Origin of the sequence: Streptomyces celluloflavus, from assembly GCA_000720995.1 — a bacterium.
Taxonomy (GTDB): domain Bacteria; phylum Actinomycetota; class Actinomycetes; order Streptomycetales; family Streptomycetaceae; genus Streptomyces; species Streptomyces celluloflavus.
In genome coordinates this window covers 85569-99851 of sequence record JOEL01000013.1, presented here as the reverse complement: position 1 = coordinate 99851, position 14283 = coordinate 85569, and the positions used below count along the sequence as shown (strand labels likewise).

The 14283-nt window shown below is 72.8% G+C and carries 14 protein-coding genes; 3 read left to right on the top strand and 11 right to left on the bottom strand.

From position 1 onward, the window contains the following. Positions 1-39: 39 nt before the first annotated feature. Complete coding sequence (locus IH09_RS14535) at positions 40-930, bottom strand: aminoglycoside phosphotransferase family protein (RefSeq protein WP_052856649.1); 891 nt, start codon at positions 928-930, stop codon at positions 40-42. A gap of 466 nt (positions 931-1396) precedes the next feature. Here IH09_RS14535 and IH09_RS40645 point away from each other — a divergent pair, with 466 nt between their 5' ends. From IH09_RS40645 to IH09_RS14525, 3 genes are read left to right on the top strand one after another with little or no spacing between them, the layout of a single operon-like run. Further along, the gene (locus tag IH09_RS40645) at positions 1397-1768 is read left to right on the top strand and encodes a FeoA family protein (protein WP_110952290.1); all 372 of its coding nucleotides are present in this window, start codon (positions 1397-1399) and stop codon (positions 1766-1768) included. Continuing rightward, positions 1761-4106 carry a ferrous iron transport protein B gene (gene feoB, locus IH09_RS14530; protein WP_110952311.1) on the top strand — a complete coding sequence of 782 codons (2346 nt, stop codon included), beginning with the start codon at positions 1761-1763 and terminating at the stop codon, positions 4104-4106. The genes IH09_RS40645 and feoB overlap by 8 nt, the downstream gene beginning before the upstream one ends. Next, complete coding sequence (locus tag IH09_RS14525; RefSeq protein WP_052856647.1) at positions 4100-4489, top strand: FeoC-like transcriptional regulator; 390 nt, start codon at positions 4100-4102, stop codon at positions 4487-4489. The genes feoB and IH09_RS14525 overlap by 7 nt, the downstream gene beginning before the upstream one ends. Before the next feature lie 277 nt (positions 4490-4766). Here IH09_RS14525 and IH09_RS14520 read toward each other — a convergent pair whose 3' ends face one another. The 10 genes from IH09_RS14520 to IH09_RS14470 form a co-directional block, all read right to left on the bottom strand. Then, the gene (locus IH09_RS14520; protein WP_052856646.1) at positions 4767-5531 is read right to left on the bottom strand and encodes a sirohydrochlorin chelatase; all 765 of its coding nucleotides are present in this window, start codon (positions 5529-5531) and stop codon (positions 4767-4769) included. Between the two features lie 2 nt (positions 5532-5533). Continuing rightward, positions 5534-6508 (bottom strand): ABC transporter permease, encoded by a 975-nt coding sequence (locus IH09_RS14515; protein ID WP_052856645.1) that lies wholly within the window; start codon positions 6506-6508, stop codon positions 5534-5536. Next, a complete protein-coding gene (locus tag IH09_RS14510; protein ID WP_094792277.1) occupies positions 6495-7298 on the bottom strand; it encodes an ABC transporter ATP-binding protein in 804 nt (267 codons plus the stop codon). Before IH09_RS14510 ends, IH09_RS14515 begins: the two co-directional genes overlap by 14 nt. Before the next feature lie 40 nt (positions 7299-7338). Next, positions 7339-8448 carry an aliphatic sulfonate ABC transporter substrate-binding protein gene (locus IH09_RS14505; protein WP_052856643.1) on the bottom strand — a complete coding sequence of 370 codons (1110 nt, stop codon included), beginning with the start codon at positions 8446-8448 and terminating at the stop codon, positions 7339-7341. 223 nt (positions 8449-8671) lie between these two features. Continuing rightward, positions 8672-10012: a sulfate adenylyltransferase subunit 1 gene (locus tag IH09_RS14495; protein WP_052856641.1), complete on the bottom strand. Its 1341-nt coding sequence runs from the start codon at positions 10010-10012 to the stop codon at positions 8672-8674. A 2-nt stretch (positions 10013-10014) separates the two neighbouring features. Beyond that, complete coding sequence (gene cysD, locus IH09_RS14490; protein WP_052856640.1) at positions 10015-10968, bottom strand: sulfate adenylyltransferase subunit CysD; 954 nt, start codon at positions 10966-10968, stop codon at positions 10015-10017. Then, positions 10965-11498: an adenylyl-sulfate kinase gene (gene cysC / locus IH09_RS14485; RefSeq protein ID WP_052856639.1), complete on the bottom strand. Its 534-nt coding sequence runs from the start codon at positions 11496-11498 to the stop codon at positions 10965-10967. Before cysC ends, cysD begins: the two co-directional genes overlap by 4 nt. 101 nt (positions 11499-11599) lie before the next feature. Next, positions 11600-12289, bottom strand: a complete 690-nt coding sequence (locus IH09_RS14480) for a phosphoadenylyl-sulfate reductase (protein ID WP_052856638.1) — start codon at positions 12287-12289, stop codon at positions 11600-11602. Then, positions 12286-12486 carry a hypothetical protein gene (locus IH09_RS14475; RefSeq protein WP_052856637.1) on the bottom strand — a complete coding sequence of 67 codons (201 nt, stop codon included), beginning with the start codon at positions 12484-12486 and terminating at the stop codon, positions 12286-12288. The genes IH09_RS14480 and IH09_RS14475 overlap by 4 nt, the downstream gene beginning before the upstream one ends. Further along, entirely contained in the window at positions 12483-14207 is a 1725-nt protein-coding gene (locus IH09_RS14470; protein WP_052856636.1) for a nitrite/sulfite reductase, read from the bottom strand. The genes IH09_RS14475 and IH09_RS14470 overlap by 4 nt, the downstream gene beginning before the upstream one ends. Positions 14208-14283: the final 76 nt, after the last annotated feature.

The following is a 14283-nucleotide window of genomic DNA, read 5'->3' as shown; positions in this document are numbered from 1 at the left end:
GCGGGCACGGGGTCGGAGCAGGGGCTCAGGGTCCGCTGGTCAGAACGGGTACCACCGCACCGTCGCGTCCTTCTCGCGCAGTGAGGCGATCCGGCGCCGGAACTCCTTGAGGGCCGCCGGATTTCCGGGGGCGTGCTGGGAGACCCAGGCGCAGCTGGCCGTCTCCCGGGAGCCGCGCAGCACCGCGCAGCCCTCCCAGTCCCGTACGTCCCAGCCGTAGACCGACACGAAGGTGTCGTACGCGTCCGCGGGCAGGCCGTAGCGGTCCCGGCTCAGTGCCATCACGACGAGGTCGTGTTCGCGCAGATCGGAGGAGAAGGTCTCCAGATCGACCAGCACCGGCCCGTCGGGACCGATATGGACGTTGCGGGTCAGCGCGTCGCCGTGGATGGGGCCGCGGGTCAGATGCGGCTCCAGCGCGGTCGCGGCCAGCGCGAACGCGTCCCGCCGGCCGCGCAGATACTCCGCGTCCTGCGCCGATACGGCGTCGCCGGCCAGCCGCAGCCAGCGCTCGACGCCGTCGAGCAGTTCGCGCCGGGGGAGTGCGAACGGCGGTTCCGGCAGGGCGTGCACGCGCTTCAGCAGCGCGGCGAGATCGCCCGGATCCGCGGGGCGGACGGGCTCGGGCAGCCGCTGCCAGTACGTCACGGGATGCCCGTCGACCAGGGTGGCCACCGGCTCCGCGGCCCGTACCGCCGGCACGTTCTCGGCCGCCAGCCACTGGGCCACGCCCAGCTCCCGCTCGGCGCGCGCCAGCAGTTCGGGGCTGCGGCCCACCCGTACGACCGGCCCGTGGTCGCCGAGGGCGAAGACGGCGTTCTCGCCGAGCGAGAGCAGCTCGGCGTCCGCCGCCGCTCCGGGGTGCCCGGCCGCGGCCAGGACGTCCCGGGCGCGTGCCTCCGTAAAGGCGCCGGAGCTCGGTTCGGTCATCGTGCTGCCTCCTGCGGTGCGTGGACGGGACCAGTGTCGCAGGTACGCGGTCCCGCTCCGGCGGGGAGATCCAGGTGGGGACCCGGGGTGGGGAGATCGGGGTGCGGACCGGTGGGGCGGGGCGCGGGCCGCCGTGCGGTGCCCGGTGGGCCGGGGCGCGGCGATGCCGCCGCCGTCGGACGATCCGGACGCCGCCGCGCGCGCCGACCGGATCCGGTGACCGAGGGGGCGGCGGAGCGGTGGAGAGCGGTACGCACCGGGCGGTGGACGCCATCGAGGCCGGGAGGCCGAACTGCCCGCCCGAGCGGGGCCAAGGTCCCTTCCCTGGCGGCGAAAGCCCTCGAATCGCCGCTCCGGTGAGGTTCCGCCAATTTCCCGGCGCATCATCGAAATCCGACACTTAGGGTGCACTAACCAAGCCTTGCTCCGGCGGCGATCCGGGCGGGCTGCAGGGAGGAGTGGAGCGATGACCCTGCGAGGCTGCGGGCCCGGGACCCGGGTACGGGTGGCCGAGGTCCGCGTCCCGGTGGCGGACCGGCTCCGGCTCGCCGAGCTGGGCTTTGTGCGAGGTGCCGAGATACGGGTTGTGGGGCGCGGTACCGCGGGCGGACTGCTCGTCGCCCTCGGCGATGCGCGGGTGGCCCTGGACGGCGCGACCGCGGCCGGGGTGCGCGTACTGCCCCCGTCGCCCACGGACCCGGCCAGTCCCGGGCCCGCTGCGGGCACTGCGACCCCTGGAGCCCCGGCGACTGCTCAAGCCCCGACAAGCTCTGCGACTGCTCATGCCCCGGCAAGCTCGGCGATTGCTGCCGTTCCCGGGGCGGCCGTTCATGCCTGAGCGGGCGGTCAAGTCCTGCTGCGGTACGGACGATGCGCACCCCGGGAAGCGGCGCGGTGCGGACGGCGGCGAGGGGCGTGCCGGGGGACCGGGCGCGCGCCGGGGGCCGGGCCTCCGTACCGCGCCCGTGGTCGTCCTCGTCGGGAACCCCAATGTCGGTAAGTCGACGCTGTTCAACGCCCTGACCGGAGCGCGTCAGCACGTCGGGAACTGGCCCGGCAAGACCGTCCGGGTCGCCCGCGGCACCTGGCGGCCGGACGATCCGGAAGACCCGGAAGACCCGGAAGACCCGGAAGCGGCGGCCGGCCCGGCGGCTGCGGACCGGCCGGGCGGTGCCGTGGAACTGGTGGACCTCCCGGGTACCTACAGCCTCGTACCGCGCTCCCCGGACGAGGCACTCACCCGCGATCTGCTGACCGGGCACCCCGACGACCGGCCGTCCGACGACCGGCCGTCCGACGCGGGCCGGTCCGCCGAGGCGCGGCCCGATCTGGTCGTCATCGCCGCGGACGCGGCCAACCTCGCCCGGAACCTCTATCTGATCGCGGAGGTGCGTGAGACGGGTGTGCGCTGTGTGGTGGCGCTCACCATGACGGATGTCGCGGCGGCGCGCGGGATCGCCATCGATGTGGCGGCGCTGGCGGCGGAGTTGGGCGTACCGGTGGTGCCGGTCGTCCCGCGCAGACGGCAGGGCCTGGCCGGCCTCGCCGCGGCCGTACGGCGGGAGCTGTCCGCCGACGGCCCGCCACGCCCCTTCGCCCTCCAGCCGGGCGCCGCGCCCGGCCACCCGGCCGCCGCATCCGCCGGCCCGGCCGCCACCGGACCGCCGCCCCCGGCCCGCGAAGCCGGATCGCCGCACCCAGCCCATGAAGCAGGATCGCCGCACCCGGACCGCGAAGCCGACGCGCCGCCCCCGGCCCGCACCGCCGAGCCGCTCCCACTCGACAGCGCCGACCGGTCGCCGCACGAAGACTCCGACGCCGGTCTGCTGCGCGCCGAAGCCCGTTACGCCTGGGTGCACGAGGTGCTGGCGGCCGTCCGGACCCAGCGGCACGGCGGCGCGGGCCGCGGGCGCACGCTCTCCGACCGCGTCGACCGGGTCCTGACGTCCCGGTGGCTCGGCATCCCGCTCTTCCTGGGCGTTATGTGGCTGGTGTTCACCGCCACCACGACCCTTGCGAAGCCGCTTCAGGACGGACTGGAAGCCTTCTTCGACGGGCCGGTCGCGGGCGCCGCGTCCGGCGGACTCGACGCGCTCGGCGCCCCGGACTGGCTGCGCGGGCTGCTCGTCGACGGGGTCATCGGCGGTGTGGGGCAACTGCTCACCTTCGTGCCCCTGATGATCATCATGTTCGTGCTGCTGGCCGTCCTGGAGGACTCCGGCTACATGGCGCGCGCGGCCTTCGTCGTGGACCGCGCGATGCGCCGGCTGGGCCTGCCGGGGCGCGCCTTCCTCCCGATCATCGTCGGCTTCGGCTGCAACGTCCCGGCGCTCGCGGGGCTGCGCATCCTCGGCAACCCGAGGCAGCGGCTGCTCGTCGGCATGATCATCCCGTATGTGTCGTGCAGCGCCCGGCTGACCGTCTACGTCCTCCTGGCCGGCGTCTTCTTCGGCAGCGCGGCGGGCACGGTCGTCTTCGCGATGTACGTCGTCTCGATCCTGCTCGTCCTCACCATCGGCCTGCTGCTGCGCCGCACCCTCTTCCGCGAACTGCGCGGTGAGGCGCTGGTCCTGGAACTGCCGCCCTACCGGCTGCCGACCTTCCGGGTCGTCGGCACCCAGACCTGGCTCAAGCTCACCGGGTTCCTGCGGACCGCGAGCGGCATCATCGTGGCGACCGTCACGGCCGTCTGGCTGCTCTCCGCGATCCCGGCGGGCGCCGCCCCGGGCACGGGATTCGGCGCGGCGCCGATCGAGCAAAGCGTCTTCGGGGCCACCTCGCGCGCCGTCGCACCGGTCTTCGCCCCGGCGGGTTTCGGCGACTGGCACGCCGCGGCCGCGCTGGGCACCGGCTTCGTCGCGAAGGAGGCGGTGGTGGCGACCGTCGCCCAGACGTACGGCGCACGGCAGCCGGACGACGCCGGGCCCGCGGGCGACGGCGGCGAACTGGGGACGCGGCTGCGGGCGACGTTCACCGCTTCGTCCGGCGGCCATCCGCTGCCCGCCGTCCTCGCGTTCCTGGTCTTCCTCCTGGCGTACACGCCGTGCATGACGACCATCGCCACCCAGTGGCAGGAGCTGGGGCGCCGGATGACGCTGCTCTCCAACGGGCTGCAACTCGCCGTCGCCTGGCTCCTGGCGGTGGGTGTCTTCCAGATAGGACGGCTGTGGTGGTGAGCTTCCGTGGTCCGCGGCGGGCCGGGGAGCGGACCGAGGAGGAGGCCGGGAGCGGCGGGGACGGCCGGGGCGCCGCGGCCGGTGGCGCGCCCGGCGGGGCCGTGAGTCCGCTCCGCCGCGTACTGGTCGAAATGCGCCGGGCGCGCGGTGGCGCACGGCTGGAGGACATCGCGGCGCGGGTCGGTGTCGGGCCCGACGAAGTGGCGTCGATGGTCGAGTACTGGGTGGGCCGCGGTCTGCTGACCCGGGAGGCGGTGAGTGGGGGCTGTCCCGAGAGCGGCTGCGGCGGCTGCGCCGGGTGGACGTCCTGCGGGGCGCGAGACGGCCGGGCGGGCGGCACTCTCCTGCACACGATTCGTGCGGTGTCACCCCCTGTTACGTAAAAGTAAACGGAGTTGAGACCTTCATGTTTCATCGGGTGAGGCTTTTTGCCCGACTGTGCAGTGATTTGCATTTATGTAAGGTTGTTGTTTATGTCACACGTCCCCGCACACGCCCTGGCGAACCTTGAATTGGACCCGTCAATCCGACAGGGTTCTGAACCAGCCCGGCAGTGCACCTCACGCCCGTCCGGGCCGCGGTGAAACACCCGCACCGCACGCCGGCCACCGCGCTCACCCCCACGGAGCGCGGCGGCCGGCGCCGCGCGGGTACGGGGCTTCAGGCCGTCAGCGCGGGCGCGCCCCGGCGGGTGCGGACCGCCCGGTCGTAGCGCCGCAGCAGGAGGCGGGCCAGTTCGGGGGCCGGGCCGAGCACGGGCGCGAGGAGATCGGCGCCCGCCTCCCGGGCCCCGGCCGCGATGCGGTCCGGGAGGAAGCCGGGGGCGATGACGTACGGGGCGACGGCGACGCGCCCGACGCCCGCCGCCCGCAGAGCCCGTACGGCGTCCGCCGTGCGGGGAAGGGAAGCGGAGGCGAACGCAGGCCGCACGGCACACCAACCAGCGGTGCGCCGCCACTCCCGCGCGGTTTCAGCGATCACTGCGATCGCCTCCGGGTCACTGGAGCCCGCCGCGGCCAGGACGACCCCGGTCGAGCGGCGGTCGCCGGGCCGCAGCCCGGCCTCCTCCAGCCGGCGCTCCAGCGCGGCGGTCAGGAGGGGGGACGGGCCGAGGACCTCGGCCCGGTGCACGGTCAGCAGGGGCAGCCGCGCCGTGGCCGCCCGCAGCACCGCCGGGATGTCGGACTTCGCGTGGAAGGCGCGGGTGAGCAGGAGCGGCAGCGCCACGACCTCCTCCGCGCCCTCGGCCGCCAGCCGCTCCAGCACCTGCGGTACGGCGGGCGCGGTGAAGTCGAGATAGCCGGCCTCGGTCCGCAGCCCCGGCCGCAGTTCCCGTACCCGTGCGCAGAGCGCGGTGACGGTCGCCGCGTGCCGCGGGTCGCGGCTGCCGTGGGCGATGACGAGGAGCGGGGGCGGCGCGTACATGATCAGCCCTTCATGAGGAGGCCGCGGCTGCGCAGCACATGCCGTTCCATCGGGGCGAAGATCAGCAACTCGATGCCGATACCGACGATCAGGATCAGCAGGATCGCGGCCAGCACCCAGGACATGTCCTGCAACTCCCGGCCCTGCTCCAGGAGCTGGCCCAGTCCGGTGCCCAGATCGGGTGCGTTGACGATGAGTTCGGCGGCCATCAGGGAGCGCCAGGAGAAGGCCCAGCCCTGTTTTAGCCCGGCGAGATAGCCCGGCAGCGCGGCCGGCAGCAGGACGTGCCGTACCCCGGCGAGTCCGGTCGCGCCGAGGGTGCGGCCCGCCCGCAGGTAGAGCGGGGAGATCTGGTCGACCCCGGAGACCAGCCCGTTGGCGATGGAGGGGACGGCGCCGAGCAGGACCACGGCGTAGATCGTGGCGTCGCTCAGCCCGAACCAGATGATCGCCGCGGGCACCCAGGCCACCGACGGCAGGGACTGCAATCCGCTGAGGATCGGTCCGATCGCGGCCCGCACGACCTTGACCTGGGCGACGACCAGCCCGAGCGCCGTACCGATGGCGACCGAGGCCAGGAAGCCGAGGGCGCCGCGCGAGACGCTGGTCCACACGAAACTCAGCAGGGTGCCTTCGAGCCACTTCTCCTGCAACGACCGGCCCACGTCGACGGGGCTCGGCAGCAGGTAGTGCGGTTTGAGCGCGAAGTGGTAGGCGAGCTGCCACAGGCCGAGCACGATGACGACGGCGATGAGGGGCGGGAACGCCTTCGTGGCGACGGTACGCAGCCAGGGCTGCCGGTCGGCGACCGCGGCGTCCAGGGCGTCCAGACCGGCCTCCAGACCGGCGAGGTCCCCGGACGGCCCGCCGGGTGCGGCACCGGCCGGACCGGCCGCCGCCGTGGCGGCGCTCTCCCCGGCGCCGGTCGCGCCACCGCTCCCGGTAGCGGACTGGGCCTCGGTCTCAGTGCTGGCCATGGCGGCGGATCTCCCCACGGAGCTGTTCGGTGATCTCGACGGACAGATCGGCGACCGCGGCGTCCTCGATGCGCCGCGGCTGCGGGATGTCCACCCGCCACTCATGGGCGATCCGGCCGGGCCGGGAGGACAGCAGCACCACCCGCTCGGCGAGCCGCACCGCCTCGCGGACGTTGTGGGTGACGAAGAGGACCGACAGACCGGTCTCCCGCCAGATACGGGTCAGTTCGTCGTGCAGGACGTCCCGGGTGATGGCGTCGAGCGCGGCGAACGGCTCGTCCATCAGCAGCAGCCGGCTGTCCTGGGCGAGCGCGCGGGCCATCGCGACGCGCTGGCGCATACCGCCCGACAGCTCGTGCACCCGCTTGCCGTACGCACCCGAGAGCCGTACGAGTTCGAGCAGCCGCTCCGCCTCGGTGCGGCGCTCGGCGCGCGGCAGCCCGCGCAGCCGCAGCGCGAGTTCGATGTTGCGGCCCGCGGTCAGCCAGGGGAAGAGCGCATGCTCCTGGAACATCAGGGCCGGCCGTCCGCCGGGCGTCTCGATGCCGCCGGCGGACGGCGCGTCGAGCCCGGCCACGAGGTTGAGGAGGGTGGACTTGCCGCAGCCCGAGGCCCCCAGGAGGCAGACGAACTCGCCCGGCGCGACATCGATGCTGATGTCGTCCAGGACATGCTGCTGCGCGCCGGGGCGGCCGAACGCCTTCGAGACATGGTCGATGCGAACGGCGTACGGGGCCGCGGTGCCGGTATCCGCCGCGGCGGGCTGCTCGGTGAGCGTGGTGGTCGTCATCGGTGTCACCTCCTGGGGATGCGGTGCTGCTGGGGCGGGACTACTCGCTGCCGAGACCGGCGTCGTCGACCGGCGCTCTGCCCTCGGCCCCGAGCACCTTGTTCAGCAGCGTGAGGTCGTAGATGCCCTTGAGGTCGGGCTGCTTGAGCAGACCGGCCTTGACGGCGTGGTCCGCCTCCTGCCGGAGGGTGGCGGCCAGCGGGTCATCGGTGACATCGGTGTTCTTGAACGCCGGGCCGATGATGTCCGCCGGCAGCGCCTTCCCGGCGATCTGCGGATCGGCGAGCTGGTCGTTGAGCGCCTGCGCCGCCTCGGCGGGATGGGACCGGATCCAGGCGTTGGTCCGGACCGAGCCGCGCAGCACCGCCTCCACGGCCTTGGGGTGCTCCTTGAGGAACTTCTGCGAGACGATCACGTTCGTGATGACGAACTTGCCGTTCGGCCAGAGCGACTTCTCGTCCAGCAGCCTTGTGCCGCCCACGCTGACGAGCTTGGCCGCGGTGGGTTCCGGCACCCAGGCGCCGTCGATGCCGCCCTGCTGGAGGGCGGTCGGCGTCACCTTGTTCTCGGTGCGCTGGACGGTGACGTCGCCCTTTCCGGTGGTGGCGTCGACCGTGTAGCCGCGCTGGGCGAGGAAGTTGAGCAGCGCGACGTCCTGGGTGTTGCCCAGCTGCGGGGTCGCGATCGTCTTGCCCTTGAGGTCCGCCAGGCTCTTGATCTTCTTGGGGTCGACCACCAGTGAGACGCCGCCGGAGGCCGAACCCGCGATGATCTTCAGGCTCTTGCCGTGCGACTTGGTGTACCCGTTGATCGCCGGGGAGGGGCCGATCCAGCCGATGTCGATGGCGCCCGAGTTGAGGGCCTCGATCTCCGCGGGTCCCGCGTTGAAGACCGAGGACTTCACCCGGGTGCCGCCCAGCTCCTTCTGGAAGAGGCCCTTGCGGATGCCCACCAGGGGAGTGGCGTGCGTGGTGTTGCCGAAGAACCCGATCTTCACCTCGTCCAGGCCGTCGGTCTTCGCGCCCTGCGGGACGACCTCGGACGCGGTGTCCTTCCTGGCCTGGGAACCGTAGCCGCAGGCCCCCAGCGCGAGGGCCAGCAGCGGGACGGTGGCGGCGGCCGCCAGCAGACGGTGACGAACGGCAGACACGGGAGGTGTTCCTCTCGGAGGTGCCGGTTCAGCGCGCGCCGGTCAGGGCGCGCCCGGCAGATCGGTGGATCTTCGGAGGCGGGGTGCGGGATACGCGGGGGACAGCGGGCGGGGCATCGTCAGCGCACACATCGGCCGACTCCGCCCTGGCCGCTGCCGCGGGCGCCGCTGCCGATGCGGCCGCCCTCCTTCGCGAACGTCGAGAACATGTCCTGGGTCATGGTCAGAAGTCCCATCCCTCGTCGTCCGCCGCGGCGGCCGGTGCGGTTTCGGCGGCCGCCGCGAAGGCGGTGCCCGCCATGCCCGCGGTCAGCGTGGTCCCGTCGGCCGGGTCGATCAGCAGGAAGGAGCCGGTGCGCCGGGAGTCGGCGTAGGAGTCCAGCGCCAGCGGCTCCGCGGTGCGGACGGTGATCCGCCCGATGTCGTTGGCGACCAGCTCACCCGGGGCCGGATGCTGGGAGAGATCGTCCAGCGTCAGCCGGGACGGGATGTCCTTGACGATCGCCTTGACCGTACGGGTGGTGTGCTTGAGCAGCACCCGGTCGCCGGGCCGCAGCGGACGGTCCGCCACATGGCAGATCGTCGCCTCGATGTCCTGGGAGGCGGCCGGCACGGTGGCGGTCGGGGCGATCAGATCACCGCGCGAGATGTCGAGGTCGTCGGCGAGCCGCACGGTCACCGACTGCGGCGCCCAGGCCGTGTCCACGGCCCGGCCCAGCGCCTCGATCCCCTCGATGGTGCTGGTCCGGCCCGAGGGCAGGACGGTGACGGCCTCGCCGACGCGCAGCACACCGGAGGCGATCTGGCCCGCGTAGCCGCGGTAGTCGGGGTGCTCGGGGGTCTGCGGACGGATGACGTACTGGACCGGGAAGCGGCCCGGATCGGCGGACGGGTCGGCGATGACGGGGACGGTCTCCAGATGCTCCAGCACCGTCGGGCCGCCGTACCAGTCCATGGTGGCGGACGGCGCCACGACGTTGTCGCCGGCCAGCGCCGAGATCGGGATGGCGGTGACCTCGGGGATGCCCAGGGAGGCCGCGTACGTCGTGAACTCCTTTGCGATGGCGGCGAAGACGGGCTCGGCGTAGCCGACCAGGTCCATCTTGTTGACGGCCAGCACGACCTGGGGGACCCGCAGCAGGGCGGCGACCGCGGCGTGCCGGCGGGTCTGCTCGACCACGCCGTTGCGGGCGTCCACCAGCACCACGGCCAGTTCGGCGGTGGAGGCGCCGGTGACCATGTTGCGGGTGTACTGCACATGCCCGGGGGTGTCGGCCAGGATGAACCGGCGCCGGGGGGTGGCGAAGTAGCGGTAGGCGACGTCGATGGTGATGCCCTGCTCGCGCTCGGCGCGCAGCCCGTCGGTCAGCAGCGCCAGGTCGGGCGCCTCCTGCCCGCGGTTGCGGGAGGCGTGCTCGACGGCCTCCAGCTGGTCGGCGAGGACCGATTTGGAGTCGTGCAGCAGTCGGCCGACCAGCGTCGACTTGCCGTCGTCGACCGAGCCGGCGGTGGCGAACCGCAGCAGCGAGGTGGCGCCCGTGTGGGCGGTGATGGTGGAGCTCATGATCAGAAGTACCCCTCGCGCTTGCGGTCCTCCATGGCGGCCTCGGACAGCTTGTCGTCGGCCCTCGTCGCGCCCCGCTCGGTGAGCCGGGACGCGGCGATCTCCGCGATGACGGCCTCGATGGTGGCGGCGTCGGAGTCGACGGCACCGGTGCAGGACATATCGCCGACGGTGCGGTAACGCACCTGCCGGGTCTCCAGCGGCTCGCCGTCCTTGGGGCCGCCCCAGCCGCCTGGGGCCAGCCACATACCGCCGCGGGCGAAGACCTCGCGCTGGTGGGCGTAGTAGATGGCGGGCAGTTCGATCCGCTCGCGGGCGATGTACTGCCACACGTCCAGCTCGGTCCAGTTGGACAGCGGGAAGACCCGGACGTGTTCGCCGGGCGCGTGCCGGCCGTTGTAGAGCTGCCACAGCTCGGGGCGCTGGCGGCGCGGATCCCAGCCGCCGAACTCGTCGCGCAGCGAGAAGATCCGCTCCTTGGCGCGGGCCTTCTCCTCGTCCCGGCGGCCGCCGCCGAAGACCGCGTCGAAACGGTTCTGCTCGATCGCGGCCAGCAGTGGGACGGTCTGGAGCGGGTTGCGCGTCCCGTCCGGGCGCTCACGCAGTTCGCCGCGGTCGATGAAGTCCTGGACGGATGCGACGTGCAGCCGCAGCCCGTGCCGCGCGACGGTGCGGTCGCGGTAGTCGAGGACCTCGGGGAAGTTGTGCCCGGTGTCGACGTGCAGCAGCGCGAAGGGCACCGCGGCCGGCGCGAACGCCTTCAGTGCGAGGTGCAGCATGACGATGGAGTCCTTGCCGCCGGAGAAGAGGATCACCGGCCGTTCGAACTCGCCCGCCACCTCGCGGAAGATGTGCACGCCCTCGGACTCCAGGACGTCCAGGTGCGACAGCGCGTAGGGGCTCCCGTCGCCACCGGAGTCGCCGCCGGTCCCGGTCCGGGCGGTCGCGGTGGTCACGCCAGTCCCCTTTCGACGAGCAGCGCGTGCAGCGCGGCGGCGGACTCCGGCACGGTCTGGGTGTGCGACGCGATGCGCAGATCGGGCGATTCGGGCTCTTCGTACGGGTCGTCGACGCCGGTCAGCCCGGATATCTCGCCGGCCGCCTGCTTCGCGTACAGCCCCTTGACGTCGCGCTCGGAGCACACCGCGACCGGGGTGGCCACATGCACCTCCAGATACCCGCTGCCCGTGGACTGGTGACGCTTGCGGACCGCCTCGCGGGAGTCCGCGTACGGCGCGATCACCGGCACCAGGGCGATCACGCCGTGGCGCGCCAGCAGTTCGGCGACGAAACCGATCCGCTGGACATTGGTGTGCCGGTCCGCGCGGCTGAAGCCCAGACCGGCGGAGAGGAACTCGCGGATCTCGTCGCCGTCCAGGACCTCGACCCGGCGGCCCTCGGCGCGCAGCCGCTCGGCGAGCGCGCGGGCGATCGTGGTCTTGCCCGCGCTCGGCAGTCCGGTCAGCCACACCGTGGCGCCCGTCATCGGTATCTCCTGAACATCCGCAACGTCCTGAACATCCTCTGTGCGCTGACGGCCCTGCGGGCCGTGGGGCCCCGGCGGGCCCGTTCTCGGTACGGTCCGCATCAGTGCAGCCCGCACTCGGTCTTGCCGAAACCGGCCCAGCGGCCGGCCCGCGCGTCCTCGCCCGCCAGCACCCGCCGGGTGCAGGGCGCGCAGCCGACCGACGTGTAGCCGTCCATCAGCAGCGGGTTGGTGAGCACGGTGTGCTCGGTGATGTACGTGTCCACGTCGTCCTGCGTCCAGCGGGCGATCGGCGAGACTTTGACCTTGCGGCGCCTGGCGTCCCAGCCGACGACCGGGGTGCCCGCGCGGGTCGGGGACTCGTCCCGGCGCAGCCCGGTCGCCCAGGCGTCGTACGCGGTCAGGCCCTCTTCGAGCGGTTTGACCTTGCGCAGCGCGCAGCACAGGTCCGGGTCGCGGTCGTGCAGTTTCGGCCCGTACTCGGCGTCCTGCTCGGCCACCGTCTGACGGGGCGTCAGGGTGATGACGTTGACGTCCAGCACCGCCGCCACCGCGTCCCGCGTCCCGATCGTCTCGGGGAAGTGGTAGCCGGTGTCGAGGAACACCACGTCCACGCCGGGGATCACCCGCGAGGCGAGATGCGCGACGACCGCGTCCTCCATCGAGGAGGTGACGCAGAAGCGCGGGCCGAAGGTCTCGGCCGCCCAGCTGAGGATGTCGAGCGGATCCGCGTCCTCCAGGTCGCGGCCCGCGCGCTCGGCGAGCCGGGGCAGATCGGTGGCATGGGTCACGACGCACCTCCATCGGACGGGGACGTCCCGGCGGCCTGTCCCCGGGAGAGCAGGCCCAGGAACTTCAGCCGGAACGCGCGGCTGCACGCACGGCACTCCCAGGCGGCGCCCTCACCGCGGACCGAACCCTCCACGGAGGGCCGCAGGTCCTCGTCACCGCAGTACGGACAGTGGAACGGGGCGGCGCGCTCGCTCACTTCAGCGCACCTTCTTCAGCACGGGCCGCCCACCGGGCGAACCGCTCGCCGTCGGCGCGCTGCGCCAGGTACGTGCGCAGCACCCGCTCGACGTAGTCGGGGAGTTCGGCGGCGGTGACCTTCAGCCCGCGGACCTTGCGCCCGAGACCGGCCTCCAGGCCCAGCGCGCCGCCCAGATGCACCTGGTAGCCCTCGACCTGGTTGCCGTCGTCGTCCAGCACCAGCTGGCCCTTGAGGCCGATGTCCGCGACCTGGATCCGGGCGCAGGCGTTCGGGCAGCCGTTGATGTTGATGGTGAGCGGCTCGTCGAACTCCGGGAGCCGGCGCTCCAGTTCGTCGATCAGCGAGGCGCCGCGGCCCTTGGTCTCGACGATCGCCAGCTTGCAGAACTCGATGCCGGTGCAGGCCATCGTGCCGCGCCGGAACGGGGACGGCGTCACCCGCAGATCCAGCGCCTCCAGCCCGGACACCAGCGAGTCGACCTGCGCCTCGTCGATGTCCAGCACGATCATCTTCTGCTCGGTGGTGTTCCGCAGCCGGCCCGAGCCGTGTGCCGCGGCCAGCTCGGCGATCTTGGTCAGGGTGGTGCCGTCGACCCGGCCGACGCGCGGTGCGAAGCCCACGTAGTAGCGGCCGTCCCGCTGCCGGTGCACGCCGACGTGGTCGCGCCAGCGCCCGTCGGGCTCCGCGGGCGCGGGGCCGTCGGTCAGCTTGCGCCCCAGGTACTCGTCCTCCAGTACCTGGCGGAACTTCTCCGGGCCCCAGTCGGCGACCAGGAACTTCAGCCGGGCGCGGGTGCGCAGCCGGCGGTAGCCGTAGTCGCGGAAGATCGAGATGACGCCCTCGTGGACGTCGGCGGCCTCCTCGGCGCTCACCCACGCCCCCAGCCGCACACCGAGCTTGGGGTTGGTGGACAGTCCGCCGCCGACCCAGATGTCGAAGCCCGGCCCGTGCTCCGGGTGCACCACGCCGACCAGCGAGATGTCGTTGATCTCGTGCGCGACGTCCAGCAGCGGCGAACCGGAGACGGCGGTCTTGAACTTGCGCGGCAGGTTGGAGAAGTCCGGGTTGCCGATGATCCGGCGCTGGATCTCCTCGATGACCGGGGTGCCGTCGATGATCTCGTTCTCGGCGATCCCGGCGACCGGCGAGCCGAGGATGGTGCGCGGGGTGTCGCCGCACGCCTCGGTGGTGGACAGGCCGACGCCCTCCAGCCGCCGCCAGATCTCCGGCATGTCCTCGATGCGGATCCAGTGGAACTGCACGTTCTGCCGGTCGGTGAGGTCCGCGGTACCGCGGGCGAACTCCTGCGAGATCTCGCCGATCACCCGCAGCTGCTCGGTGGTCAGCCGGCCGCCGTCGATGCGGACCCGCAGCATGAAGTACGAGTCGTCCAGCTCCTCCGGCTCCAGGATCGCGGTCTTGCCGCCGTCGATCCCGGGCTTGCGCTGGGTGTACAGACCCCACCACCGCATGCGTCCGCGCAGGTCACTGGGGTCGATGGCGTCGAAACCGGCCTTGGCGTAGATCGTCTCAATACGTGTCCGTACATTGAGACCGTCGTCATCCTTCTTGAACTGCTCATTGGCGTTGAGCGGCGTGAAGTGGCCGACGGCCCACTGGCCTTCGCCGCGGTGTCGTCCGGTCCTGCGGCGGGTCGTCGATGCTGCGGCGGGAGCACCCCCGGCCGGGGGCGGGGGCACATCTGGGGTGGCGGCCATGGGAGTACGTCCTTCGGGGCGGCTCAAGGGGTCCGGACTTGGCAGGATGCACCCACTGCGACCTGGCAGGACGCAC

What these genes read in the sequence shown, in the direction of transcription:
- IH09_RS14535 (WP_052856649.1), bottom strand. Translation starts at nt 930, where the DNA reads ATGACCGAACCGAGCTCCGGCGCCTTTACGGAGGCACGCGCCCGGGAC.
- IH09_RS40645 (WP_110952290.1), top strand. Translation starts at nt 1,397, where the DNA reads ATGACCCTGCGAGGCTGCGGGCCCGGGACCCGGGTACGGGTGGCCGAG.
- feoB (WP_110952311.1), top strand. Translation starts at nt 1,761, where the DNA reads ATGCCTGAGCGGGCGGTCAAGTCCTGCTGCGGTACGGACGATGCGCAC.
- IH09_RS14520 (WP_052856646.1), bottom strand. Translation starts at nt 5,531, where the DNA reads ATGTACGCGCCGCCCCCGCTCCTCGTCATCGCCCACGGCAGCCGCGAC.
- IH09_RS14515 (WP_052856645.1), bottom strand. Translation starts at nt 6,508, where the DNA reads ATGGCCAGCACTGAGACCGAGGCCCAGTCCGCTACCGGGAGCGGTGGC.
- IH09_RS14510 (WP_094792277.1), bottom strand. Translation starts at nt 7,298, where the DNA reads ATGACGACCACCACGCTCACCGAGCAGCCCGCCGCGGCGGATACCGGC.
- IH09_RS14495 (WP_052856641.1), bottom strand. Translation starts at nt 10,012, where the DNA reads ATGAGCTCCACCATCACCGCCCACACGGGCGCCACCTCGCTGCTGCGG.
- cysC (WP_052856639.1), bottom strand. Translation starts at nt 11,498, where the DNA reads ATGACGGGCGCCACGGTGTGGCTGACCGGACTGCCGAGCGCGGGCAAG.
- IH09_RS14470 (WP_052856636.1), bottom strand. Translation starts at nt 14,207, where the DNA reads ATGGCCGCCACCCCAGATGTGCCCCCGCCCCCGGCCGGGGGTGCTCCC.